The 24,468-nt window shown below is 45.9% G+C and carries 24 protein-coding genes, 2 tRNA genes and 1 pseudogene; 9 read left to right on the top strand and 18 right to left on the bottom strand.

Translation table 11 applies throughout. The features are described from left to right. The first annotated feature begins 1 nt into the window (after position 1). Positions 2-826, top strand: coding sequence for a universal stress protein (locus PHQ97_02700; GenBank protein MDD4391645.1), 825 nt, complete (start codon positions 2-4; stop codon positions 824-826). A 9-nt stretch (positions 827-835) separates the two neighbouring features. On the opposite strand, the gene murI is transcribed toward PHQ97_02700, so the two are convergent. The 6 genes from murI to PHQ97_02730 all read right to left on the bottom strand — a co-directional run bounded on the left by murI (position 836) and on the right by PHQ97_02730 (position 5,208). Then, a complete protein-coding gene (gene murI, locus PHQ97_02705) occupies positions 836-1,654 on the bottom strand; it encodes a glutamate racemase (GenBank protein MDD4391646.1) in 819 nt (272 codons plus the stop codon). A 248-nt stretch (positions 1,655-1,902) separates the two neighbouring features. Beyond that, positions 1,903-2,502, bottom strand: coding sequence for a recombination mediator RecR (gene recR / locus PHQ97_02710; GenBank protein MDD4391647.1), 600 nt, complete (start codon positions 2,500-2,502; stop codon positions 1,903-1,905). Positions 2,503-2,576: 74 nt separating this feature from the next. Continuing rightward, positions 2,577-2,888, bottom strand: a complete 312-nt coding sequence (locus PHQ97_02715; GenBank protein ID MDD4391648.1) for a YbaB/EbfC family nucleoid-associated protein — start codon at positions 2,886-2,888, stop codon at positions 2,577-2,579. 11 nt (positions 2,889-2,899) lie between these two features. Further along, positions 2,900-4,579: a DNA polymerase III subunit gamma/tau gene (gene dnaX, locus PHQ97_02720; GenBank protein ID MDD4391649.1), complete on the bottom strand. Its 1,680-nt coding sequence runs from the start codon at positions 4,577-4,579 to the stop codon at positions 2,900-2,902. Positions 4,580-4,886: 307 nt separating this feature from the next. Beyond that, positions 4,887-4,980: transfer RNA gene (locus PHQ97_02725), tRNA-Ser, on the bottom strand. A gap of 135 nt (positions 4,981-5,115) precedes the next feature. Then, positions 5,116-5,208: transfer RNA gene (locus PHQ97_02730), tRNA-Ser, on the bottom strand. Positions 5,209-5,541: 333 nt separating this feature from the next. Here PHQ97_02730 and PHQ97_02735 point away from each other — a divergent pair. Beyond that, positions 5,542-6,873 (top strand): DUF1015 domain-containing protein, encoded by a 1,332-nt coding sequence (locus PHQ97_02735; protein MDD4391650.1) that lies wholly within the window; start codon positions 5,542-5,544, stop codon positions 6,871-6,873. 125 nt (positions 6,874-6,998) lie between these two features. Here PHQ97_02735 and PHQ97_02740 read toward each other — a convergent pair whose 3' ends face one another. Both PHQ97_02740 and PHQ97_02745 read right to left on the bottom strand, forming a co-directional pair. Continuing rightward, on the bottom strand, positions 6,999-7,724 hold the full coding sequence (locus tag PHQ97_02740) for a tRNA1(Val) (adenine(37)-N6)-methyltransferase (GenBank protein MDD4391651.1): 726 nt from the start codon (positions 7,722-7,724) through the stop codon (positions 6,999-7,001). Then, positions 7,724-8,044, bottom strand: a complete 321-nt coding sequence (locus tag PHQ97_02745) for a DUF721 domain-containing protein (protein MDD4391652.1) — start codon at positions 8,042-8,044, stop codon at positions 7,724-7,726. The genes PHQ97_02740 and PHQ97_02745 overlap by 1 nt, the downstream gene beginning before the upstream one ends. 560 nt (positions 8,045-8,604) lie before the next feature. Here PHQ97_02745 and hflK point away from each other — a divergent pair. After that, the gene (gene hflK / locus PHQ97_02750; protein MDD4391653.1) at positions 8,605-9,654 is read left to right on the top strand and encodes an FtsH protease activity modulator HflK; all 1,050 of its coding nucleotides are present in this window, start codon (positions 8,605-8,607) and stop codon (positions 9,652-9,654) included. Then, positions 9,651-10,604, top strand: a complete 954-nt coding sequence (gene hflC / locus PHQ97_02755; GenBank protein ID MDD4391654.1) for a protease modulator HflC — start codon at positions 9,651-9,653, stop codon at positions 10,602-10,604. The genes hflK and hflC overlap by 4 nt, the downstream gene beginning before the upstream one ends. Before the next feature lie 220 nt (positions 10,605-10,824). Here hflC and PHQ97_02760 read toward each other — a convergent pair whose 3' ends face one another. Next, positions 10,825-10,923 carry an aurora kinase A-interacting protein gene (locus PHQ97_02760; protein ID MDD4391655.1) on the bottom strand — a complete coding sequence of 33 codons (99 nt, stop codon included), beginning with the start codon at positions 10,921-10,923 and terminating at the stop codon, positions 10,825-10,827. Between the two features lie 631 nt (positions 10,924-11,554). Here PHQ97_02760 and PHQ97_02765 point away from each other — a divergent pair. The 5 genes from PHQ97_02765 (at position 11,555) to PHQ97_02785 (ending at position 16,748) form a co-directional block, all read left to right on the top strand. Further along, positions 11,555-12,097, top strand: coding sequence for a hypothetical protein (locus PHQ97_02765; protein MDD4391656.1), 543 nt, complete (start codon positions 11,555-11,557; stop codon positions 12,095-12,097). A gap of 119 nt (positions 12,098-12,216) precedes the next feature. Then, positions 12,217-12,504, top strand: coding sequence for a zinc ribbon domain-containing protein (locus PHQ97_02770; GenBank protein MDD4391657.1), 288 nt, complete (start codon positions 12,217-12,219; stop codon positions 12,502-12,504). Positions 12,505-13,170: 666 nt separating this feature from the next. Beyond that, positions 13,171-13,458 (top strand): co-chaperone GroES, encoded by a 288-nt coding sequence (gene groES / locus PHQ97_02775; GenBank protein MDD4391658.1) that lies wholly within the window; start codon positions 13,171-13,173, stop codon positions 13,456-13,458. Positions 13,459-13,506: 48 nt separating this feature from the next. Then, positions 13,507-15,165, top strand: a complete 1,659-nt coding sequence (gene groL / locus PHQ97_02780; GenBank protein ID MDD4391659.1) for a chaperonin GroEL — start codon at positions 13,507-13,509, stop codon at positions 15,163-15,165. A gap of 596 nt (positions 15,166-15,761) precedes the next feature. Continuing rightward, positions 15,762-16,748, top strand: a complete 987-nt coding sequence (locus tag PHQ97_02785; protein ID MDD4391660.1) for a LysM peptidoglycan-binding domain-containing protein — start codon at positions 15,762-15,764, stop codon at positions 16,746-16,748. 620 nt (positions 16,749-17,368) lie between these two features. Here the strand turns inward: PHQ97_02785 and PHQ97_02790 are convergent. The 9 genes and pseudogenes from PHQ97_02790 to PHQ97_02830 all read right to left on the bottom strand — a co-directional run bounded on the left by PHQ97_02790 (position 17,369) and on the right by PHQ97_02830 (position 24,433). Further along, positions 17,369-17,821 (bottom strand): hypothetical protein, encoded by a 453-nt coding sequence (locus PHQ97_02790; protein ID MDD4391661.1) that lies wholly within the window; start codon positions 17,819-17,821, stop codon positions 17,369-17,371. A gap of 29 nt (positions 17,822-17,850) precedes the next feature. After that, on the bottom strand, positions 17,851-20,874 hold the full coding sequence (locus PHQ97_02795; protein MDD4391662.1) for a PilC/PilY family type IV pilus protein: 3,024 nt from the start codon (positions 20,872-20,874) through the stop codon (positions 17,851-17,853). Between the two features lie 37 nt (positions 20,875-20,911). Further along, entirely contained in the window at positions 20,912-21,421 is a 510-nt protein-coding gene (locus tag PHQ97_02800) for a PilX N-terminal domain-containing pilus assembly protein (GenBank protein ID MDD4391663.1), read from the bottom strand. 16 nt (positions 21,422-21,437) lie between these two features. After that, the gene (locus PHQ97_02805; GenBank protein ID MDD4391664.1) at positions 21,438-22,088 is read right to left on the bottom strand and encodes a prepilin-type N-terminal cleavage/methylation domain-containing protein; all 651 of its coding nucleotides are present in this window, start codon (positions 22,086-22,088) and stop codon (positions 21,438-21,440) included. Further along, the gene (locus PHQ97_02810; protein ID MDD4391665.1) at positions 22,088-22,453 is read right to left on the bottom strand and encodes a prepilin-type N-terminal cleavage/methylation domain-containing protein; all 366 of its coding nucleotides are present in this window, start codon (positions 22,451-22,453) and stop codon (positions 22,088-22,090) included. The genes PHQ97_02805 and PHQ97_02810 overlap by 1 nt, the downstream gene beginning before the upstream one ends. Positions 22,454-22,471: 18 nt before the next feature. Continuing rightward, entirely contained in the window at positions 22,472-22,936 is a 465-nt protein-coding gene (locus PHQ97_02815; GenBank protein MDD4391666.1) for a GspH/FimT family pseudopilin, read from the bottom strand. Positions 22,937-22,978: 42 nt separating this feature from the next. Continuing rightward, positions 22,979-23,718, bottom strand: a pseudogene (locus tag PHQ97_02820) (prepilin peptidase). 126 nt (positions 23,719-23,844) lie between these two features. After that, positions 23,845-24,129, bottom strand: a complete 285-nt coding sequence (locus tag PHQ97_02825) for a helix-turn-helix domain-containing protein (GenBank protein MDD4391667.1) — start codon at positions 24,127-24,129, stop codon at positions 23,845-23,847. 61 nt (positions 24,130-24,190) lie between these two features. Next, on the bottom strand, positions 24,191-24,433 hold the full coding sequence (locus tag PHQ97_02830) for a cyclic nucleotide-binding domain-containing protein (GenBank protein ID MDD4391668.1): 243 nt from the start codon (positions 24,431-24,433) through the stop codon (positions 24,191-24,193). Positions 24,434-24,468 lie beyond the last annotated feature (35 nt).

The raw sequence follows: 24,468 nt of genomic DNA on the forward strand, positions 1-24,468 counted from the left end.
GATGGAAACTCGAGTTTTTCATATTTTCAGGAATACGCCTCTGGGAAGAGAAACATTGCTTCAATCCATATATTTATGCGATAAGATTGAAGCCTCCCCGGTAATTTACCTCCCGGAATCAACACGTTTTTTAATGTATTTTGAAAACGATGTGGTTCAGATAGACCTTGACAACTCCTACCTGACATCTCCTGAAACTGCCCGATTGCACGTCACTGAACTGTTTAAGAAAGGGGGCGTTGAACCGGTTTTTTTTACCCCGAAGCAGTATACCGCATCGACCCTTCCGGATATTCCGACTAATTTTGACTTTATGTGCTGCCCCAGAAGCATCAGCGACCTCTCCTCCAAAATCGGACTGGGCTATATTGGCCCCCGGGTCAGACGCATTATTAAGTCAGCGCATTTTCCGGTTCTCATCACCAGCCCTGTCTTTAAAAAATGGAATAAAATCATGGTATTTTTCGGGGGGTCATCCAATGCGCTCAATGCCCTCAAACTGGGTCTACGTATCAAACGAGCCACCGGGATTCCGCTGGACGTATTTACCCATACCGAAAACAAAAAACCGGATTCATATAAAGCGATTATTGAGGAACAACTGGGGGATGACATGGCAAGCCTGGTCAACGACTGGAAGATCTATGAGAAGGGAAAACTTGAAGATTATCTCTACGATATCCCCCATGACGCGCTCGTGATATTAGGTGCTTACGGCCACAGCCTGTGGAAGAATCTGCTTTTTGGCAGCAAAATGGAAAAAATACAATCAACCATTTTAAACAATCTGCTCATCGTCGGGCCCAAATACACTGCAGGCCTGTAATAGCAAAGATCAGAAGTCAGAGGACAGAGGACTCACGGGGACTGTCAGGTCAACCCGCTCAAGCGGTATATCGTGTTTAAAAAATTGATTTGCAACGGATTTAACCTGATCGGTAATATCCGACACATAAACTGCTAATTGTGAGGCTTTATCCAACAACTGATTCAGCTCCGAATGGGTGTCCAAATAATGACAGACATGCGCTGCAACGGCAACGGATGAGTCCACGATTTTCACCCGTTTACCCATTTTTCTTTGAATAACCGATTGTAACGGAATGCTGTGAGAACATGCAAGAATCAATGTATCGACCTGCACAGCCTTTAAGGGATGAAGATATGTTTTTAAAATACGGATGGTTTCCATCTTGTTCTCCCACCCCTCTTCTATCAGCGGAACCAGCAACGGACATGGGGTGCAGAACACCTTCCGGCGTGAATCAAGCTGCTTTATCCGGCGCTCGAAAACGCCACTCAACCCGGTAGCCCTGGACGTAAGGATTCCAACCCTCCGCCCGCCTGATCGTTCAAGGCAATATTCCGCACCTGCGGTTATGGTATCCAATACCGGCACATCATATCGGTCACGCACGGACGATGAGACGACGCTGGATGCCGAATCGCAACTGACAACAATCAGTTTTGCCCCACGGCTTACCAGAAAATCCAATCCCTCAATGACATACCGGGCGATGGCCTCAGGGCTTTTAGTCCCATATGGCGTACGAGCCGTATCTCCAAAATAGATGATACCATATCCCGGAAGACAATCCGCAATGGTTCGGGCAGCAGCAAGTCCGCCTGTACCCGAATCAAATATTCCTATCATTATTCACTACTCCGGCACCGCATGTATCAGCATTCACTCAATCAAAATTTCAAACGCCTCGGAAACAGACGCAATTTAAAATATTTTGCCGCGGATCATCGCGTATTTTTCTTTTATGATTAATAACCAAAACTTTTTTTGAGTTGTTCTTTTATATCCGCGTTCATCCGCGTAAATCTGCGGCAGATTTTTTTACAGGTCATGGTTATAAACATAACCCTGTCCCATACGGTGTTTCAGCCGAGACACTAGCATTGCCGTCTATTTTCCATGGCTCGTCTCAACGTCACCTGATCCACATATTTAAGATCGCCTCCGATCGGAACACCGGATGCAATTCGTGTCACCTGAACCGGATATGTTTTAAGACGTTTTGCTATAAAAGAAGCCGTCGCCTCACCTTCCAGAGTTGTACTGGTCGCGAGAACGATTTCCTTGATGGCTTCCCTTCCAATACGGTTAATTAATTCTTCGACACGGATATCATCCGGCCCGACGCCATCCATGGGAGAAAGAACGCCTTGAAGAATATGATACAGGCCTTTGTACGAACCTGATTTTTCTATCGCAACCATATCAGCGGGCTGTTCCACAACACACAGCACCGTTGTCTCTCTTGACGGATCACTGCAGATTTGACATAACTCACTGTCGCTGAGCGCGTAGCATTTGGCACACAAACGTACCTTATCTTTGAGTTCGAGGATGCTTTGAGCCATCAGCCGGGCGTCGTTATTCCGCATATGAAGAATATGCAGTGCCAGTCGTTCTGCGGTCTTTTCCCCAATACCCGGAAGTTTGGACAGGTATTTTATCAAATTCAGTATAGATGCCGGGTAATGATTCATAAACGTCCTTTGAATCAAGAAGTAAAAATGAATTTTCTGGAAACAATCCGCCGAAAGATCGATTGAACCGGTTGCTACATCAATCCGGGGATATTGAGGCCACCGGTAATTTTGCCCATTTCCGTTGATACCATTTCCTGTGATTTCAAAAGCGCGTCATTGACCGCAGCCAATATCAGATCCTGCAGCATGTCAATGTCATCCGGGTTGACGACTTCCTTTTCGATATCGATAGAGACAATTTTCTGTTTTCCGTTGGCGACAACCTTTACCATCCCTCCGCCCGAGGCGCTTTCAACCGTCTTTTCTCCAAGTTCTTCCTGCATTTTCAACATTTTGGCCTGGAGTTTCTGCGCCTGTTTCATCATATTTCCCATGGCTTTCATATAAAAATCTCCTATAATATCCTGATATCTTCAATTTTACCTTCGAATATTTCCAAAGCTTCCGCCACCACCGGATGACTCAAAGCTTCTTGACGCAACCGGGTGTCATCCTGATTTTTTTTTTGCCGGTCATCCTGTTTGCTGATATTTTCGTGAATAACGATATCAAGCTTTTCCCCTGCGACCTCATGACAAATCTTTTTTAAAACCGCCATGTTCTTCTCGCGTCGAATCATGGTTAAATTAAAACCACTGCCGTTGACTTCGATCACCAGGCGTTGTCCGTCAAACGATTTCAGACGGCATGCGGCCAGATTCGCACCCAGTGGCGGATGCGTTTCCATTATCATATCCACAATCCGCTGCCAGATAGAATCGGGAGACAAATCGGCCTGCGGTTTTTGTTCAACGAATTCTTGAACCGGATCATGAATCTGTTCAAGTGCCTCCTGATCCTGAATCAGTTTCTGCCCCGCCCTGTCGCTGTATTGATCGGAACAGGGGGCGGCCTTGTCGTCACAGCCATATGAATCAACGCCATGGTCATAGATATGCTGCCGGAGCGTATCAAGCTTTTCAATCAGGACATCGATCGGCAAAACCGGCCGGATATGCGCCACCTTGATAAAGGCGATTTCCAATGCCAGTTTCGGTTGGACCGAAAATTTAACCGTCGTCTCCTCATTGAAAACGTATTCAAAAATCTGTGTCAAAAAAATCGCTGAAACCGGTCTGACCTGATCCTGCATGCGTTGAATTTCAGATTCCGGCAAATCCACCAGCCTGGTTACGGCGTTGCCCATTTTAACGACCATCAAATCTCTGAAATGCTGAACAACATGCTCATAGAACTTTTTCAGATCATGTCCCCTGTCGTAGACCTCGTCAATCATATCCAGAATGACGGGAATATCTCCCTTAAGCACAGCATCCGAAAAGGCGAAAATAATTTCCCGGTCAATTCCGCCAAGGACAGTGAGTACATACTCATAGGTTATTGCCCCGTCCGAACATGCCATCACCTGATCCAGGAGACTCAGCGCATCTCTCATGCTTCCACCGGCTTCACGGGCAACCAGCCATAGACTTTGATCATCAATCCGGCTGTCTTCCGTTGAACAGATCTTCTTCAAATGCTCTACGACGGCATTTATTCCGATTCGCCTGAAATCATACCGCTGGCAACGGGAAAGAATCGTTATGGGAATTTTCTGGGGCTCCGTAGTCGCAAAAACAAACATCACATGCGCCGGAGGCTCTTCCAGTGTTTTTAAAAGAGCATTAAACGCAGCAATGCTGAGCATATGCACTTCATCGATGATATAAATCTTATATGGACTGTGCGCTGGCAGGTACTTTACATTTTCCCGCAACTCTCTGACCTGATCCACGCTGTTGTTTGAAGCTCCGTCAATTTCAAACACATCGGCGGCCCCCCCGGTTGTAATCTCCCTGCAGGATTGACAGCAGTTGCAGAAGGTTGGAGTTGGCCCCGCCTCGCAGTTCATCGCTTTGGCCAGTAAACGGGCTACCGTTGTTTTCCCGGTACCCCTGGGACCTGAAAACAATATGGCATGAGCCACCCGTCCGGAAGATATGGCATGGGTTAACGTCCGGGTAATATGTTCCTGGCCGATCACTTCGGAAAACGTCTGGGGACGGTATTTACGCGCCAGAACAAGATAGGCCATCTAACCACTCCTGCCGTTCATTCATTAAAATCGTTGACGCAATCATCTCGATCAATCAAAACCACGGATTGGAAAAATTCGCAAATTCCATTACATTTCCGTTGGGATGGCATCCCAACATCACTCACATAATCACAACGAAAAACTCGCCAAGCCTCCGGCCCTCAGATTTACCCGGTTCTGGGAATCCTGATATAAGTTATCCCGGAAACTACTGTAATGGTTAGTACTCTTTTTTTTTGTCGGAATCAACAGGAATAAAAAAATGCGCAGGTTCAATCCGGAAGAAAGGCCACATTTATGGATGTGGCGGAGAGAGAGGGATTCGAACCCTCGGTACCGCTTTTGGCAGTACACACGATTTCCAGTCGTGCTCCTTCAGCCAGCTCGGACATCTCTCCGCATGTATTTTTGAACAATACAGGACGTTAACAATCATTTTATATCGATAAGGATGCTTGGATCACTTTACTCAATATGATAAAACTCTATCAACTTTCAGCTGTCAAGATGTTGCCAAGCTCTCCCGCTATCTATGGCGGAGAGGGTGGGATTCGAACCCACGATCCCGTTTTTGACAGGATACCGCTTTTCGAGAGCGGGGCCTTCAGCCACTCGGCCACCTCTCCAATCACCTTCTCAATATTAAAATGGTCTAATAGCCTGAATACCGGATATTGTCAACCCAAATATCCAAAACATCCGGGTGAAATCAGAATTTCTGAAGGCACTCAGTGGAAACCATTTTTTAACTTGAATAACGATTTACTTTCTAGTAACAGTTTTAGATTGATTTAAAACACCGGATTAGCTGAACCAGATTTGGCAAACGTCGAGGATACTCAACTCGATGAGAATTAAAAATACCGCTGTAAAAATGGAACACGGCCGTTCCGGAAGCGGACGCTTTGCAAATCCGTCATTTTTTAAACATCTTTAACCGTTAACAGGGAAATACCATCATGGCAACTATACTTCCATTCAGAGGGGTACGATATAACCCGGATAAAATTAAAAACATGGCAAACGTTGTATCCCCCCCATATGATGTTATATCCGAGCAGGAACAGCAATGCCTCTACGATCGTCATCCCAACAATATTATCCGGCTGATACTGGGCAGAACATCGGATGCGGACATAGACACAAATAACAGACACACAAGATCCGCAAGTGATTTCAACACATGGCTGCGGCAGGGCATTCTGATAAAAGATCCATCTCCCGTGTTTTACCTGACGGCGATGGATTTTGAAACAGGCGATATGAGCGCAACCCGATTTGGACTGATCGCTTTGGTAAAACTCGAACCATTTGATTCCGGAATTATTCTTCCTCACGAAAAAACCTTTTCCAGAGTCAAATCGGAACGACTGGAACTAATAAAAGCATGTAACGCCAACTTCAGCCAGGTTTTCAGCCTGTATTCCGATCAGAATCAAATTCTCAGCACAATGAAATCCTCGGTCTGCACAAGCCCGGCAGTCGTAGACCTTACGGACGAGAGCTATCACAGACACCGGCTCTGGAAAATTACAGATCCGGACGCTCAGCAATTTATCTCTGAAGCCATGAATGATAAAAGCCTTTTCATCGCCGATGGCCATCATCGATATGAAACCGCCTTGAATTACAGAAACTGGCTTTCAGAAACAAACCCTGATTTCAACGAAAATCACCCCGCCAACTATGTCATGATGTATTTGAGCAGCATGGAAGATTCCGGTCTGGTAATCCTCCCGACCCATCGGATGCTGAAACAGATCCCGGATTCCGCCTTGACACTCTTTATCCAAAAGGCGGCAGAGTATTTTGAAATCAAATCCATACCAATTAACCGGGAGAATATCAAAAAAACCCGGGAGAATTTAATCTCACAATTACGGTCAGACAGTTTAGCACCCACTTTGGGGGTATGCATCAAAAACCAGCCCGAATACCATTTGATGACATTAAAGCCGAACATCATGCAGAAACTTTTTGCTAATGAGCTGCCCCCTTCCCTGATGTCACTGGATGTGACTGTTTTAACCCGGCTTGTATTTATGAAAATTCTGAATTTTGATCAGAACGGACTGGACAATGAAAGGCTGTTTTCTTATTCAAGCAGTCACAACGAAGCTATTGATGAGGTTCTCTCAGGCCACTGCGACATGAGCTTTATTCTGAATCCGACCCGAATCAGCCAAGTCCGTCAAATTGCCGAAGAAAGGCTGACCATGCCCCGAAAATCAACCTATTTTTATCCAAAAGCATTAACGGGGCTTGTGATCAACCACCTGCAAGCAGAGTGAGACGAAAATCAAATCATCACAGGGACTCAGAACCTTGCAGGGGATTTTTTTAAATTGGATTACCGGGGCCGGAAGACCGCGTTTTAATCCAAAAGCCGAATTACTGAAAGTTCAGCCAGCAGGCATCAGGGTTCAAACATTTGCCGGAGCTCATCCGTATACGAACCATCGTTGCGATATATCACCAGCGGCGGCGCTATCCTGATGCCGGGGCGCCCCCCCTTGAGCCCCTTGATCAACACCAGCCTTGCTTCCTCACCTTCTCTGGAATGCACCAGACGAAGGCATTTGGGTTCGATACCGACACCCCTCATTTGCGTAAGCATATCGGTCAACCGTTCTGCCATATATACGGCTGCAAACGCACCCGATGGCTTCAACAACCGGCTGGCGGTGGACAAGAGCTCATCGAGCGTAATCTGGATTTCATGCCTGGCGACCGCACGCTGTTGATTCGGGTTTACACGTCCTGACTGACTTTTTCTGTACGGAGGATTTGTCACCACACAATCCACTGGAGTTGGAAACATATCAAGACGCAACGATTTCATATCCTGGCACAGGATATGGATCTGATGTTTTTTTTGATTTTCCATGACATTGATCCTTGAAATTTCAGCCAGTTCTTTTTGGACCTCCACACCGCAGAAATTGATTTCAGGATAACGAAATGCCAGAATTAATGGAATAATACCACAGCCGGTACCCAGATCGAGGACATACGCTCCGGGCTTAAAATCATTGACAAAATGGGCCAGCAATACCGCATCAATAGAAAACCGGTACCCGCACCGGTTTTGCCTGATCCGGATATGCCCGTTTAAAAACGTATCATTGGTCATACAGGTCATTAAGATGTAAACGTTCCGATTTTGAATTTGATTTCCAGAACTCTGTCATCCCCGATATCTTCATTTATTTTGTCCAGAATATCATTTTGTAAAAACACAAGCTGATGAAGCCATACCGAGCTGCTGACGTGGATCAACAGCAAACGGCCTTTTATCGCTACCGGCCGGGCATTTGCGGCAACCGCCTCACCGACCAGACTCGTCCATCGGGTCTCGACACGCTCCAGCAGACCAATAGATTCATTTCGACATCTCGCCAGAATTTGTGTCACGACAGCGCCGACATGGACTGCCTCAGAATTTTTATTCCTCTTCGTCATAACGGTATCATTCATCATCAATATTTTTCAGGGTCTCGGCACGTTTCTACCATATCCTGTTCAAACCTGTCTGTCCATGATATCTGTTTCCGATTATTCAGCGCAGCAATTCTTCAATTGCTTCCGGACGCAACGATATACGGATAGTATGTTTCAGAAAGATGCCGATTAAAAAGGCATACGCAATAACGGCTGTCCGTCTTGAATCGTGCTTTTTACTTGACTTGTTCGAACTGGTAATTTAGATAGTTTACATAAGCGGAAAAAAACAAAGCGGAAAAAGCATGCCCGGCAATTATTAATCCAGCCGAACTGTACTTTTTCACAGTCATCTTAAGCGCTAAATTGCCGCCATTTACAATAACAGCGATAATCATTAACTCAAACCCGTTCAATGCCGCTATGCTCAACAAATGATCCCGTTGCACTGAAAAAAGCCCGGACAGTACATAGCCTTTTATTGTAAAAAACACAATTATAGTTTATATATGTTTAAAACGTCATCACACGCCTTACTGTTAAGGTAACCATTTAACTTGCATCAACAGGATATTTTACCAATGACTTGGGATTGGGAAAAACTAAAAGAACAGCAAAAGCAAAAACCGGGCAGTGCCCCCCCCCAGATGGACGAAATTGTTAAAAAGTTAAAGGGATTTAAATTTTCCGGACTCCCTTTTATCATTTTAATTTTACTGATAGCGCTTATACTGGGATCTTCGATGTTTTACACAGTCGATATCGATGAAGTCGGGGTAATCCAGCGGTTTGGCAAATACGTACGTACCAGCCAGCCCGGACTCAACTTCAAATTGCCGACCGGCCTTGAAAAACTCACCAAAGTCAAGGTCAGACGGGTTTATAAAGAAGAATTCGGCCTCAAGACGATCACTACCGGCTTCACAACCCGTTCGACAACGGAGTCTGGAGATGACAATGTATCGCTCATGTTGACCGGGGATCTGAATGTAGCGCAGGTGCCATGGATTGTTCAGTACCGAATCAAGGATTCGTATAATTTTCTTTTCAAAGTTAAAGACATCGGCCGTCTTCTCAACGACATGTCAGAGGCCTGCATGCGACTGGTAGTCGGAGACAGAAGCATCAACGAGGTCATCAGCAAACGGGAAGAAATCGCGGAAGAAACGATCAGCCTCCTTCAAAAGGAATTGGATAATGCCGAAAGCGGTATCCATATTGTAACGATCGAAATGAAAAAAACCAATGTCCCGATCACTGTACAGCCTTCATTTAATGAAGTGAACCAGTCTGTTCAGGAAAAAGAAAAAATGATTTATCAGGCGAAGGAAGATTATAACAAAGCCATCCCGACCGCCAAGGGTGAAGCTGAAAGAACCATCAAGGCAAGCGAAGGCTATGCGTTGGATAGAATCAACCGGGCAAAAGGCGACGCGGCCAGATTTACATCCATGTATAACGAATATGCTAAAGCAAAAGACATTACCAAAAGACGACTGTATCTGGAAACCATGAAAGAGCTGCTTCCCAAAATCGGCCAGAAATATGTTATTGATGCAGATCAAAATAATCTTTTACCACTGCTTAATCTTGGCAAACAACTCGAAACCCAAAACGGTGCCGTAAAATGAAATATAAAAACTTATTCCTTATAATTATAATAGCGGTAATTTCATTGGTTTTTTCCTCGGCCTATATCATTGATGAGACAGAGCAGGTTGTCGTCACTCAATTCGGCAAGGTGGTAGGATCTCCAAAAGCTGAGCCCGGGCTGTATTTTAAGATTCCGTTTATCCAGAATGCCAATTACTTTCCTAAAAATCTCCTGGAATGGGACGGCGATCCCGGACAGATTCCTACGCTGGATAAAACCTATATATGGGTCGATACCTTTGCCCGCTGGAAAATTACAGATCCGATCAAATTTTTTCAAACGGTAAACAATACCGTCACAGCAACCGCCAGATTAGATGATATTATCGATCCGGCAACCCGGAATTTTGTTACATCCTACAGGCTTATCGAAGCGGTTCGAAAGAGCAACCGAGAGCTGGATACATTTGAAAGCGGGATTGATGATGTCGAGCAAACCCAGCGTCCGGCATATTCCATTAAAACCGGCAGGGAAAAGATCACCCAGGGCATTCTGGAACATGCTCAGCCCAAACTGGCCAAATTCGGGATAGAACTGGTCGATGTGAAAATCAAACGAATCAATTATGTCGAACAGGTCAGAGAATCAGTCTACAGCCGGATGATTGCGGAAAGAAAACAGATCGCTGAAAAATTCCGTTCCGAAGGAAAAGGAGAAGCACAAAAAATCCGAGGTGAAAAAGAAAGGGATTTAAAACGGATACAATCCGAAGCGTATCGAACAGCACAGGAAATCATGGGAAAGGCCGATGCTGAAGCAACAAAATTATATGCTCAGTCTTATGGAGCTGACCCGGAGTTCTTTTCTTTCATCAAAACGCTTGAAACCTATAACACATCATTAAATCAGGACACTTCCCTCGTGCTCTCAACGGACTCTGACTTTATGAAATATTTTAAGTCCTATTCAGAAAAACCCGATAAATAGGGTCCTAACAAAAACCCGATAATTTTAACTGGCTTATGGCTTAAGGCGGGCGAAAATTTTAGTGTATCAAAATTTTCGCCCAACGCTCCTCGCCCACATTGAAGAATCATCGGTTTTCGTAAAGGCACTGCCTGACCAAAGGAAAAAGCACCAGAATATTTATTCTCTGGTGCTTTTTCCAAGACACGCAAGAAATTCCAGGTATCATTATTTACTGCCTTTATTTACCTTTCCTTCTCTGATGCCGCGTACGTACTAAAAGCTTTCGATGCTTATGCTTGCTCATTTTTTTTCTTCTTTTTTTAATAACACTTCCCAACAAATCACCCCCGTTCTGTTAGAATTATATCTATAATCCAAAATTCATATCATTAAATTTGATCGATTGTCCATATTTTTCTGCAATATTTTGTCCTCGCTGGCCACAGGAAAAAGCGCTGGCATTCTGAGCTCCCCTGCTGTTGCAGAAACAACTTCCGGCCTGTTTCCCCGGACAAAGCAGGCATTTTCGTCAAAAATGTGAGACTTTGTTCAGTGCGTAATCCGAAAAAAGCAAACAACTTCCATCCATAAATGTCTATTTTTCCCATGTGCGTTTGCCCGCACAATGCGAAGCGCATTCCTGCGAGGTCAGGACCCGGGCCCGCAAAATTTTAAAACACTTTTTTACGTCTTAGGGCTCGCTCAGAAATAAGTTCGCAATTTTAAGTATTGAGGCGCCTGTCTGGCAATGCACGAAAGTGCATGAATATCAAGCATATTCCGAGCTTTCGTAACGCAGCCAGGCAGGATGCATCGACGCTTAAAATGGGAAGTTATTTTTGAGTGAGCCCTTAATGACTTTGCGTGAAAACTATTCTGGTACTATAGGGTTCCGGATGGACGCTATCTGCCGGCGGATACAATTCAACTGTTGCAGCATCGAATAGGTTATGATAATTTTCAAAAGTATGGATACCCTTCCCAAATTCAACTCTGACCATTTTGCATTGCTAAGCACTTCTGTTTCCATGGCGGAAGAGCTGGTGAGCAATCATTACAAATTTTCAGCAAATCAGTGGCTGCGACTGAATTATGACATAAAAACATTGACTGATTTACGAACCGATGAAATTGTCCACGGGCCATTTGCTCAAATTGTCCGATATGTCGGGCAGCGCAAAAATCATGTACTGGGGTCATCAGCATATGACTTTTACAAAATTTGCATACAGGATCACCGCATTTTATCCGCCGTTGAGGATTCATCCGATGAACTCCAGCTCCAGCCTTTTTTACTGTATATCATCACTCATGAATTAGTACATATTGTAAGATTCAATCTTTTTTTGCAACACTTTGACGCCTCACCAGATGAAAAAATGTCTGAAGAAAAGAGAGTTCATAAAAAAACCCATGAAATCCTTGAGCCAATCCGTATGCCTGGCCTCTCAAAAATTTTAAAGTTCTATTGCCAATGGCGAACAGAATTTGATGGCTTGAAAAACACTTGAAAAATTGTTCCCTGCCGCTTGACAATGAAAAAACACTCACTATATTTGTGACATTGTTTGAACAGAGCAACGCATAAAGAAAATAAAAAAAATAAAATTTCAGCTGGAGATTTATCAAGATGCCAATCTATGAGTATGAATGTGAAAATTGCGGGGCAGTTGAAGAAGTTTTACAAAAATTTTCCGATAAACCGTTGACAACCTGTAAACATTGTTCAGGCAAAGTCCACAGAATTATCTCTCAAAGCACTTTTCATCTCAAAGGAACCGGCTGGTATGTAACCGATTATGCAAAGGGTTCGACAACCAGCGCCTCGTGCTCAAAACCAAAAGCAGTGTCAACAACCGATACGAAAACGATTGATACGAAAACGGCCGCAACAAAAACGACCGATGCAGCTAAATAACAAATCGGAACGGAATGCAGTCCCGACTATATTAAGCGCTTACTGATGGCAAGTCTATATGGGACTTCAATGAGTTATAATCCAGTTCGCTTTGATCTTTTTCATCTTTTAGGGCCTCGGCAAGAATAAAATGCACCGCCTTGCTTGTTTTTAGTCCGTATTTTGCGTTGTATCAAAAAGCAATTGCAACCCGTATGCACAATTTATTCTTGCCGAGGCCTTTAAACCATCGTCCGATATTTTTCGAAGCCGACCGGCAACCGGATAATTTCATATATATTTTCTCATAACTGCCGGCTCTTTACCTGAGATATTTCCTTATCTTGATTGGACGAAACATCCTGATCACTGATCAATTCCTGCATCAGGAAAGCAACATAATTCGTAAATCGTATCTGCTTATATATTATTTGAGGAATATTACAGGATTGCTGCATCCCGACACTCGTAATGCATATGGACAGCCATGCTAACATGGATACAATGTCACCTGTTTATTGATTACCTGAAAAGGTACTCCTGCAGATATTTACAAATTTAAATGGATGATTATAGTTTTTACTTTAAAAAAGCAGAAAAGCCGGTTGATAGATGATTATCAACAACCTTGATGTAAAAAAATAACATTTTAACATTATTATTTTATCGAGAAAAGGAGAGTAGAAAATGAATGTCAGACCACTGAATGATCGTATTCTTGTCAAACGGGTCGAAGAAGAAACAACGACTAAAGGCGGAATCATCATCCCTGATACGGCCAAAGAAAAACCGGCTGAAGGGAAGATCATCGCCGCAGGAAACGGCAAACTTGCAGATGACGGGAAACGGATTCCCCTCGAAGTTAAAATCGGAGATCGTGTATTGTTCGGTAAATATTCCGGTACAGAGATCAAAATTGAAGGTGACGAATACCTGATTATGCGAGAAGATGATGTTCTTGGCGTAATCGAATAATATTTCGATATTTAAACAAATAATTTTTTTAACGGAGGATATCAAATAATGGCTAAAATTATCAAATATGACATGAAAGCCCGCGAAGCGATGCTCAACGGGGTAAGGGCTCTTGCCGATGCAGTCGTGGTCACTCTCGGCCCCAAAGGAAGAAATGTCGTCATTGACAAATCCTGGGGTTCCCCGACTGTCACCAAAGACGGTGTTACAGTTGCCAAGGAAATCGAACTCGAAGACAAGTTTGAAAATATGGGCGCCCAGATGGTCAAAGAAGTTGCCAGCAAAACAAGTGACATGGCGGGTGACGGAACCACAACGGCAACGGTACTGGCCAGAGCGATTTATGAAGAAGGTCAGAAACTGGTCGCCGCCGGCAACAATCCCATGTCTATCAAACGTGGAATTGACAAGGCTGTTGAAACTATCATTCAGGAACTTCGCAATATCAGCAAACCCACCAAAGACCAGAGAGAAATCGCTCAGGTCGGTACCATTTCCGCCAACAATGACGAAACCATCGGCAACATTATTGCTGAGGCTATGGGCAAAGTCGGTAAAGAAGGCGTTATTACCGTTGAAGAAGCCAAATCCATGGATACCACGCTGGATGTCGTCGAGGGTATGCAGTTTGATCGCGGCTATCTGTCTCCTTATTTCGTCACCGATCCTGAAAAAATGGTTGCCTCTCTGGAAGATCCGTTTATCCTGATAAACGAGAAAAAAATCAGCGGCATGAAAGACCTGCTGCCGGTTCTCGAGCAGGTGGCCAAAATGGGCAAACCGCTCCTGATTATTGCCGAAGACGTTGACGGCGAAGCGCTGGCAACCCTGGTTGTCAACAAACTGCGCGGCACACTTCAGGTAGCGGCCATAAAAGCTCCGGGTTTTGGCGACAGACGGAAAGCCATGCTCGAAGATATCGCCATCTTGACCGGCGGGCAGGTCGTTTCAGAAGATCTTGGCGTAAAACTCGAAAATATTACGCTTGATGGACTGGGTAAAGCCAAACGTATCACCATTAACAAAGACAATACCACTATCGTAGACGGTGCCGGTTCCAGAGCCGATCTGGAAAGCCGGGTCAAACAGATTCGTGCACAGCTCGAGGATACCACCTCCGATTACGATCGTGAAAAAATGCAGGAACGTCTGGCCAAACTCATCGGTGGTGTAGCCGTTATTAACGTCGGCGCCGCCACAGAAACTGAAATGAAAGAAAAGAAAGCCCGGGTTGAGGATGCACTCAATGCAACCCGTGCAGCTGTCGAAGAAGGAATTGTTCCCGGAGGCGGCGTCGCCCTGGTGCGCTGCATCAAAACCCTTGAAAAAATTGAAATGCCCGCGGAAGAAAAATTAGGGGTTAAGGTGGTCATGCGGGCTATTGAGGAGCCCTTGCGCCAGATTGCCAACAATGCCGGATTAGAAGGCTCGGTGGTGATTGATAAAGTCAAGAATGCTGAGGGCTCATTCGGTTATAACGCCAGAACCGATATCTATGAGGATCTGATTAAAGCCGGCGTTATCGACCCGACAAAAGTAGTTCGCTATGCCCTGCAGAACGCTGCCAGTGTAGCATCCCTGATGCTGACCACTGAAGCCATGATTGCTGACAAGCCTGAACCAAAATCTGAGGCCCCTGGCGGTGGTATGGGCGGTGGCATGGGCGGTGGTATGGGCGGTATGGGCGGCATGGGCGGCATGATGTAACATCTGCTGCTTCAGATATATAGCCGGAACAGCCATGTACTATATGAATTAAGAGATTAAGCCCTTATGCATCAATTTGCATAAGGGCTTTTTTTTTTACGCAGTGGAAATGCTTGACATGTTATCCAGAACTTGGTTAGAAATCATCTGATAATTTTAATACTCGTATCCATTCCGCAGGGTTGGTTTTATCACGGCCATTGCGTCATCCCCGCAAGGCGGGGATCCAGTTCGGACGGCCTTTAGATTCCCGCTTTCGCGGGAATGCCGAGAACGGGCTGCAACGCAGTAAAAATAAATTTGGCCGAAGTTAGAACCAAGCCCCATTACGCTATTGAAAAATTTTCCACACGGAGAGAGTTGAAGATACTATTCCCATACTCCGGTGTGAGGATTGCTTTTTTCACTTCAATCAGGATTAAATCGGAAGCGTGGAGAAGCAAAAAAAATTAACTCCCTGTACCATTAAATATACGGAGCAACGTATGTCTTTGGAGACCTTATCCCGTCCATGGTTCAAGAATCCGTTTTGCCGCAACTTACGACGAACTGCTTTTACCCGTTTGCTTGCTCTCCTGTTGATAAGCCTTTTTCCAATGTTGACGTCCCTGCCCGCGCAAACCAGCGCTGAGGAAGCCCCGGACACCTGCGAGGAGGCCATCAAACACGAAGTCGGCTATTACTATACCATTCAAAGGGGAGACACGCTCTGGGATCTTTCCGAACAGTTCTTTGATTCTCCCTGGTACTGGCCGGATCTCTGGCATGAAAACAATCAGATCCCCAATCCCCATTGGATTTATCCCGGCCAGAGCCTGCGCCTGTTCCGTGGAGAGTCAATCAAGCGCTTTGACAAGCCGCTCAAAGCCGGAATTGCTCCGACCGAAAAAAAAGCACCCGGTTACTATTATTCATTGATCGACAAAATCGGTTTTGTCAAAAAAGAACCGGTCCCGCCACTCGGCCGCATTTTCAAGGTTCTGGAGCCCAAAGAAATGATCAGCCAGGGAGATACCGTTTATATTCAACCTTCCCCGGATGTATCGTTATGTCAGGGAGCCCGGTACACCATCTACCGGACCGTTAAAACGATCATCGACAAAACCGATAAATCCATGATCGGTATCCAGCATTACCTGACCGGTATCGTCGAGATTACCCGACTGGAACCCCGATTTGCCATTGCCACGATCATAAAATCCTACCGAAGCATCCAACTGGGAGACCTGCTGATGCCATACATCCCCAGATCACCTGAAATTATACTGACCAACAGCCCGGCTGATATCAGAGGAAACATTATCGGATTTGATGAAAACAATTCGCTTTCCGGGGACAACATGATCGCCTTCATTGATAAAGGCGAAAATGACGGGATAAAGCCCGGCCAGACGTACTCGATATACGAGCAGCAAAACTTCCGGATCGACTCGAAATCAAAGGACGATGCAGTGCTTCCCCCTGTGAATTTTGGTAAAATTCTGGTGCTGTTGACACAGCCGACGACATCTACGGTGTTGATTACGTATGCGAAAAAAAGTGTTGTTGATGGGGCTGCTGTTCGGTCTGCTTGCTTGGAATAAAGGCTATTGAACAGAAGTAATGATAGAGTGGGTGGAAACCTATGGTTTTGGGATGAGACAGATGAATACAACAATAAGAAAGAGCCCCCCGGAAATGGGGCTCTTTTTTATTAAGCTTCAGTGATGTCCGGTTAGGTTTTTGCATGTGCGAATAATTTTTCGGGTTCTTTGAAAATTTTATCATCAACCTGTGCATGAGTGCCGTACAATTCATTACGGATTGAGAAGCGAAGTTCCCGGACTTTTTTAATGGAGACAGGCTCGTTGAAATTTGTCCGGCAGTATATAGCCATTAGCAGGTATGTGATCAATCCGCCTTACAAAAAACAAATACCCGGGAGAAAAAATGGGGCGTTGCGGTGGGGCGTTGCGGGTTTATAAATCATTTGTGTGAAAGATCCGATCATACGGTCAAAGAGCGTAACATAATTGCTTCCGAAGAAACGGTTGAACTCCGTGAGCATCAATCTCCTTACAACGCTGTTTTTGACCCTAAAACCGCAACGCTAAGACCGGAAAACATGTGTTATTGGAATGTATTTGTTGTAATATCAATAAAATAGCTTGGTCCGACCCCGGACACCCCGGTCCGACCCCGGACAAAACGAACGGATAAACACTTATTTCACTATTGTGGGCTCCCATACAGGAACCTTCTCGAAAAAGGAATACTTGCGAAGATCGTTTCTGGTTTCTACGGTGTTTGGCAATTGGTAAATTTCCCTTGCCTTTATGGTTCCGTTCGGGAGTTCAAATCCCCGTATGAAAACTTTCTGCCCCATCCTGAAAGATCCGAGAGACGTTTTTTCTCCGTCGGAGTTTTTTAACATGGTCTTGAATCGGTTTCTTCCCTTTCGGAAGTCTGCCAGTTCAATAAATTTTTCGCCGGCTATCAGATAATTATTCTGCGGATTTACTTCCATAATAGTGCTTTGAAGCTCGAAAAAGTCAAGATCTGCCGATTTGTCTATCTCAAAACTGTTGTCTGCGGATACGACTTGCACAGAGATTATGGAGGCAGACAATACAACACACAAGACAGCAAACATTATGCTAAGCGTTCGTAAATTCATATAAATTTCCTTTATTAATAGATGACCAGTTAGCGAATGTCCCGCCAGAAAAATACGTTAATATTCGCTGTTACCGTCGGATCTTCCGTGCTCACCCCGCCTTCGACGCCAATGTAAATTTTGGGTCCGCCCTCAAGCACAGCGATAACGGGTGCGGTAGGAATGGCGGTGCCGATTTCCTTTGAGCGGTCATCTTTACTGTACTCTACGATATTTCCATCCGCGTCGGTCTCGGGATCACTGCTGTAGTCATTTACAGAGCCTCCGGTAAGATAATTTACCGCGTAGAGACGTGCCGTGCCCCGGGCCGTCGGAGCCCCGCATGGATCATCCGGGTCACCACCACCCGCTTCGGAAGCAGGCGTATAGGTGGTGAAATAGACAACGCCGGCAAAGACCGTTGGAGAGGCTGTCACCTTTTCCCCCGTGTGTTCCAACCGTATGTACCAGCCCTTGGAAGCGGCAAGCTCATTGGCAGCCTGTATTTTCTGTTCAGCGGTCCCCATCTGTATCAAGTCGTCGGTAACATCAACCAGGTCGGATTCCTTTATAGTTGTGAAGGTTCCGCTTGCCTCCCAATCGTTCTTTATGGAGTACATCCTGTTTACCACACCTGTCTCTCCGGGATCCGCGCGGTCCCCTGTCCCGAAGAATATGATCTCACCAAAACGTTCTTTTACACCATCAGGCGCGGAGAAGATTTTTTTCCTTTTACCATCCGTCACTTGGGCGGAAAAGAGCTTTCTGCCGGACCACGTGCCACTCTTGTCATTGTCTTCAAAGGCGAACATATTGCCTCCAAGGTCGCCCGCGTACACGCTGTTGACTATGCCATCCGAATCGGTGTCAAGCCCGGATACAGCCACGATGCAGTGTGTCATTGATGCATCAGTACCTGCATTAATGTTCAGACTGCTGAGGGCACCCGTGGAAGTATTTATTGCGAAGACTGCTCGTCCTTTAGTATCGGAAGATTCGGGTGTCGCTACGTCCTGATTTGTGTCGTATCCGCCTGCCATCAGGAATACACTTTCCGATGAATCGGCTGAGGTTTTTACGGTGCATATTTGAGGTTTGCACCAGGATTGTCCGAGGGTTTCTCCTCCCAATATATCCGGGTTTATCGTGTACAGGTAGGATGGAGCGGAAACCGATGTTACATCGAGGGCATAATAGTGGTCTCCCCCCCTCCGTTCTCCAAAAAACAGTACTTTCTGACTGCTTCCATTATATACCACCGGCGCGCCGTCAACAAAATAGTCGTGATCGTCATTGGAAAGCAGCGTTAAACGCGAGAGTTGCTCGGGGGGTATGAAACCCCACAGCTCGCTACCGTCAGAGTCATCGAAACAGTGCATCATCCCATCATTGCTCCCCACGAATATGAAAGAGCTTGTTGAAGTGTAATGAACAACTGCGGGTTCTGAATGGAGGATGTCTCCCAGCATCCAGGTACTGCCGTAGCCGAAGATATCACTGATCAGGCTCTCTCTGTCAGAATCGCCGGTTACGTCTAATACGGAATTGGTAATCAATGCATTATCTGCTGAAAACACATTATCATCGTCGGCAAGAGAGGATTGGGTGCCCATATAGGTATATATGTTTCTGCTTGTCTGGTCGAGCAGGACGTCTCCGATACCACCGGAGATCACATTTGGACCATCGGGGGAGGTTGACCAGTATGATCGGGCATTGTCTTTAATTGTGCCGGTGGATGTTGTGGCCAAAACACCATTTGCGTCTAACAGCTCTCCTTGCGAGTCCAGCCCGTATTTTTTCAGGTTTCCGAACCACGCACCGCTCTGCTGGGGTTTGAAGAACCCCAGGTAGATACGATCTCCCGCATAGGTCCGATTCATTCTGCTTACCGGGACAACCGGAGAGACAAATGTCGCGTTCACCTCAGCAATATTGGACATGATTGCTTCGAATGCCTCCGATAAGCCGGATATACTGTTGGCCGTGTAATATTCCCCACCCCCGTTCTCGGCGGTGTCTTGCAGAAGTGGCTGATCTGTCTTGAAGCCTATGGTGTAGATAATAATGTTTTGCTTTTCAAAAGAGGTTCCTGTTCCAAGCGTTGGGTTGCAGTCGTTTTCATAGAGGTACTTCGCGACATCATCCAGGTAATCTGTTCCTTTGGGGTCCTCGTAGTCGCCGGGGTCCTTCCCGTCCCCGTCATAATCACCGATGGTATCCCCGTTGATATAGGTCTCCGATGCAAGCTTTGGATCGTCGTCCCTGGCCGGTTCTCCATCCGTCATGAGAATGATATAGTTTTTCTGACAGCGTTCCTCCATGGGCGTTGTATAAGTAGTGCCGGCGTTAAACCAGCTTTGTGCACCCGCGAAATAGAGCCCCGCTTCGGCCAGGGTCTCCGCAAGGGGTGTCCAGGTATTGGCGTTGATGTTGTTGATTGAGGTTGTCAGTGTGCTCTTGTCGGTACCGCATTCGTTCACGATACGCCCCCCATCAGCATCAGAGTCGTAGTAGCCAATGTTATAAAAGTCGTTGAAGACCATGAGGCCGAATCTCACATTTTCTGTGTCATTTATTAGAGTTTTGACAACCTCTTTGGCCACGGATATCCTTGAACTGGCGTCGCCGACACCCGACGCGTCATAATTCCGGAAATTTCCCAGTCGAAGCGTTTTCCTTGACCAGCTCCTATCGCAGTCGTAGGGGGAGGCCCCCCGGATTCTTACTTCGTTGGCGTAGCCATTTTCGAGGAGTTCATCTCTTACCGATTCACATTCCAGTTCATCGACATCGTCCGCGAACAATGACCATACCCACCTCCTATTAATCTGCTCTTTTACGTAAACGCTGTCGGTGGTATATGATCCTACGTATTCTATCGCCGGATCGTACAGTTCACCTCCAACGTCGACGGTATCCATGCTTCCGGAGTTGTCGAAGATGATGAGTACATTGGGCTGGACTGAAAGGGTCACAGTGCCGTAAATCTCCGTGTCATCCGCTGTGAGCATTCCCGGCGATATGAACAGCATGACAGCCATTATGATTATTATAAACAGTGTACGTTTCATAATATATTCTCCTCTGTGCGACCTTTCAGATATTTTCTCAGGGAACCTTATTGAACACCTTCCACACCCCCGTCTGTATCCGGACATTTCCACCCGCGGAGGTTGTTGTAATTCCATACCTGTGCACCTCGAAATGCATCGCGCTGTACCCCGATCCGGCCGGAGGTGAGTCTCGATGGCTTATGGCAGGGAGGTTGTTGGCAGCGTCAGTCAGTTCGTCGATATCGGTTCCTGTAGCCTCAATACAGCGGATTTCCACTGAATTGTTGTCCAAATCAACTTTATAGAACGCCTCGGTTTCTTCTTCCGTCAAAAAATCTGTGGTCAGCCATGTGTCGGGGGTTCCTATTGCATGCTGTAGTGTGCCTTCGGTGTCATAAAAGGTCTGGATGCTTGTCTTATAATTGCCGCTGATTTTCAGGTCTGTTGATGTCTGCATGACGCCCGTGGTTCCAAGGATGATCAGGGCGGCAAGCAACAGAATAGCTACGACTAGCACCATTCCTTTTTCATTGTCTGTCACGTCAAACCGTTTTTTTATCTTCATGGGAAAATGCCCCCTTTTACAAGCCGAGATTCCTCGGGGTTATGCCAGAAGTCAGTGTATATGTTCTGTAACCGCCATTGGGTGCATAATCAGGATCCGGTTTGGCGGTTTCGACCGTAAGGGCAACCTGTATCCGGCGTATATCCACCACGGTATTGGTTATGGTGCCACTCGCATCCCAGTATTCAAATTCAAGAGATTGGACATGTTCTGCAACAGGTTGATTGACAGCGCCAGCACTCGATTTTCGACCGAGTTTTTGAATGCCGTCTGCTGTGTAAAGTGAATAGGTAATATTTTCATTCGGATCAGATGTATCTCCATCGGGTGCGTCGGGGCCGGATGTACTTGTTATGTCGAGAGTGAAATTGATGGAGCTGGATGTGGCAATGACAATTCCTGGGCCTGCCGAGCCCAGCGGATCGTATCCTGCCATTCTTATCTCTCTGGTCATCATGTCCATGGCGGCCCTGGCATTCTGCTGCATCTCAGCTACCTGCTCCTGAGTGCTGAAGGTTTTGTTGTGGGTGGTAAAAACTCCGTACATAGCGCCGAGGACAATCAGTCCGACGGCCATCGCGATCAGCAGTTCTACCAGCGTGAACCCGCAGACGCTTTCCGGGTATGGATGGAGTATTTTTTCCCTTTTTCTCTTGAGATATTCCATTATTGTCCCGCCATCGTCTGGAGCGTAACATTGCGTGAGCTGCCTTTCCATTGAAATTTCACATTGACCTCAATGGTTTTCATGCCATCGACAGGCGAATCATCTGTGACTGCCCATGTCCGCGTGTAGATGGACTCCAGTGTCTCTGGACCGCCGTCTGAGATGCTTGTATAGGCGGTGCCTCTTAATTCTTCCATCTTATCCTGGGTCAGTGCTGTTGCGGTGGTAATCTTATTACTGAATGCGTTTCCATTAATAACTGTTATCGCCACGCCCGCCACACCCAGAAGACCGACCGTAAGGATAAAAATGGCTATCATGATTTCTATCAGTGTAAAGCCGCTATCATTGAAAAATTTGCGCATCTTTTCATCCATTAAACATTAATTTATTTTCACTCTTCCCGCTATAGAGGTAGTTATGGTTTTCTCCCCGACCGAATTTATTGCGCTGACAGTGCTGTTGGTCGAAGTTCCGCGGGGATCAAAAAGGATATAATTTGTTGCACCCGTACTCAGGGTTACATCATGATAGTCTGGATGGATGTCCCTTTCAATATCATCGCCTTCATTGTCGGCAACGATTCCATTGCCATCCGCGTCATTCCATATCTGATATATATGATTGCTTCCAAAGGAGACCTTTACCTTCTGGTTAAGGCTGACCGCCTTGCTTCTCGCTGCCATCAAATCCGTCATAACCTGTCTTGCGGCTCCGTTCAGCCTTCTCTGGGTCATATAGGTCTGAAAATTAGGCGCTGCTATGCCGGCGAGGATCGCCATAATAGCAATCACAATCATTAATTCTATCAACGTGAAACCGGTTTTTTTTTGTGTGCCAGCTATCATTTCTGCCTGCCTGTAAAACAAAAATTTCATGATCATATTACCCCAAAAGATATAGGCAATGGCGCCGACGGACAGGAACGGTCCGAAGGGGATGGCGTATTTTGTGTCTTTTTCCCTGGAGACCATAATGGATATGCCCGCGACCGCACCGATAAGGGAGCTTGCCATGATGACAAACCACAGGAACTGCCATCCAAGAAAGCCCCTGCCATGGCCAGCAGATTAATGTCTCCTCCTCCCATCCTCTCTCTTTTTGTCAGGAGCTGATATCCGATGGCGATCAGGGAAAGAAATCCTCCGCCCGCCAGAATACCGATCAGGGAGTCCCTGATCGTGACATCCATGAAGAAGATAGCCGCCAGTGCGAACAGCGGTATGCCCGGAAGGGTTATCACGTCCGGGATGATCTGATGTTTCAGGTCAATAAAAGCTATGATAATCAGAGCGCACGTGAACACAAAGGAGAAGAGATACTCGAATGACAGGCCATATTTCCGGAAGAGGAACACGGATATAACAGCGGTCAGCAGTTCTATCACCGGGTAGAGCGGAGATATTCTTTTGCTGCAATGCCGACATTTTCCCCTGAGCATAAGGTAGCTGATTATCGGTATGTTGTCATAGAATTTTATGGGATGCTTGCAGGCCGGGCAATGAGACGCGGGGAACACAACAGATTTTCCCGAAGGAATTCTGTAGATGCATACGTTAAGAAAACTTCCAACGACAGCGCCCAGAATTGCCGAGAAGATTTGCAAAAGGTATCCCGCATAAAGCAACATTATTACAACCGCCTGTTATTTAAGAAGAAATCCTGAAACTCCATAGCGGGCAAACTGACTTTTAGTTTATACTAAAGATTATTGGTGAATGCAATGAAAGACTTCATATCTCTGGCGTAAAATATGTCACATGGATTTTTGCAGATGGGCACGCTTTTCGAGGCGTTCCATGTTGAGGATCTTAATGGTATTCCCTTCGGTGTTGACTAATCCATTTTCACGCAGGACTCTCAATTCCTTATTTATGCTCTCCCTTGTGGATCCAGCTATGCTTTCGAGATCCTTTTGAGTCAGACTCAGGTCGATCCGGATAGCCCCCCCCTCTTCCTTTTGGTGACCGTATTTTTGGGACAGCGCGACAAGTCTTCGGGCAAGCCTTGCGGAGATATTGAGAAAGTGAGCATCTTCCAAAAGGTCGTCTGTCCTGCGCAGCCGCATTGAGAGATACGAAAAGATCGACCGTATAGCCTCTTCATTGTCCTTCAGGAATGTTCTGAAAATCCTTTTGATTCAGGGCCAGCAACTCGGAAGGTTCAAACGCCACTACATCGGCCGAGCGTGGCAGTCCGTCCAGGAGTGCCATTTCACTGAAGAAATCTCCTTCAGACAGTATTACGGGCGTGACCTCATTCCCCATGTCTGATGGAAGAACAATCTTGACACTTCCTGATTTTACTATATATAGTGTAGTTTCCTCGTCACCTTTGCGTGAGATTTTCAGCTTTCAACTTGACGGGACTGAATCAACAT

Source organism: Desulfobacterales bacterium (genome assembly GCA_028704555.1).
In the GTDB taxonomy this organism is placed as follows: domain Bacteria; phylum Desulfobacterota; class Desulfobacteria; order Desulfobacterales; family JAQWFD01; genus JAQWFD01.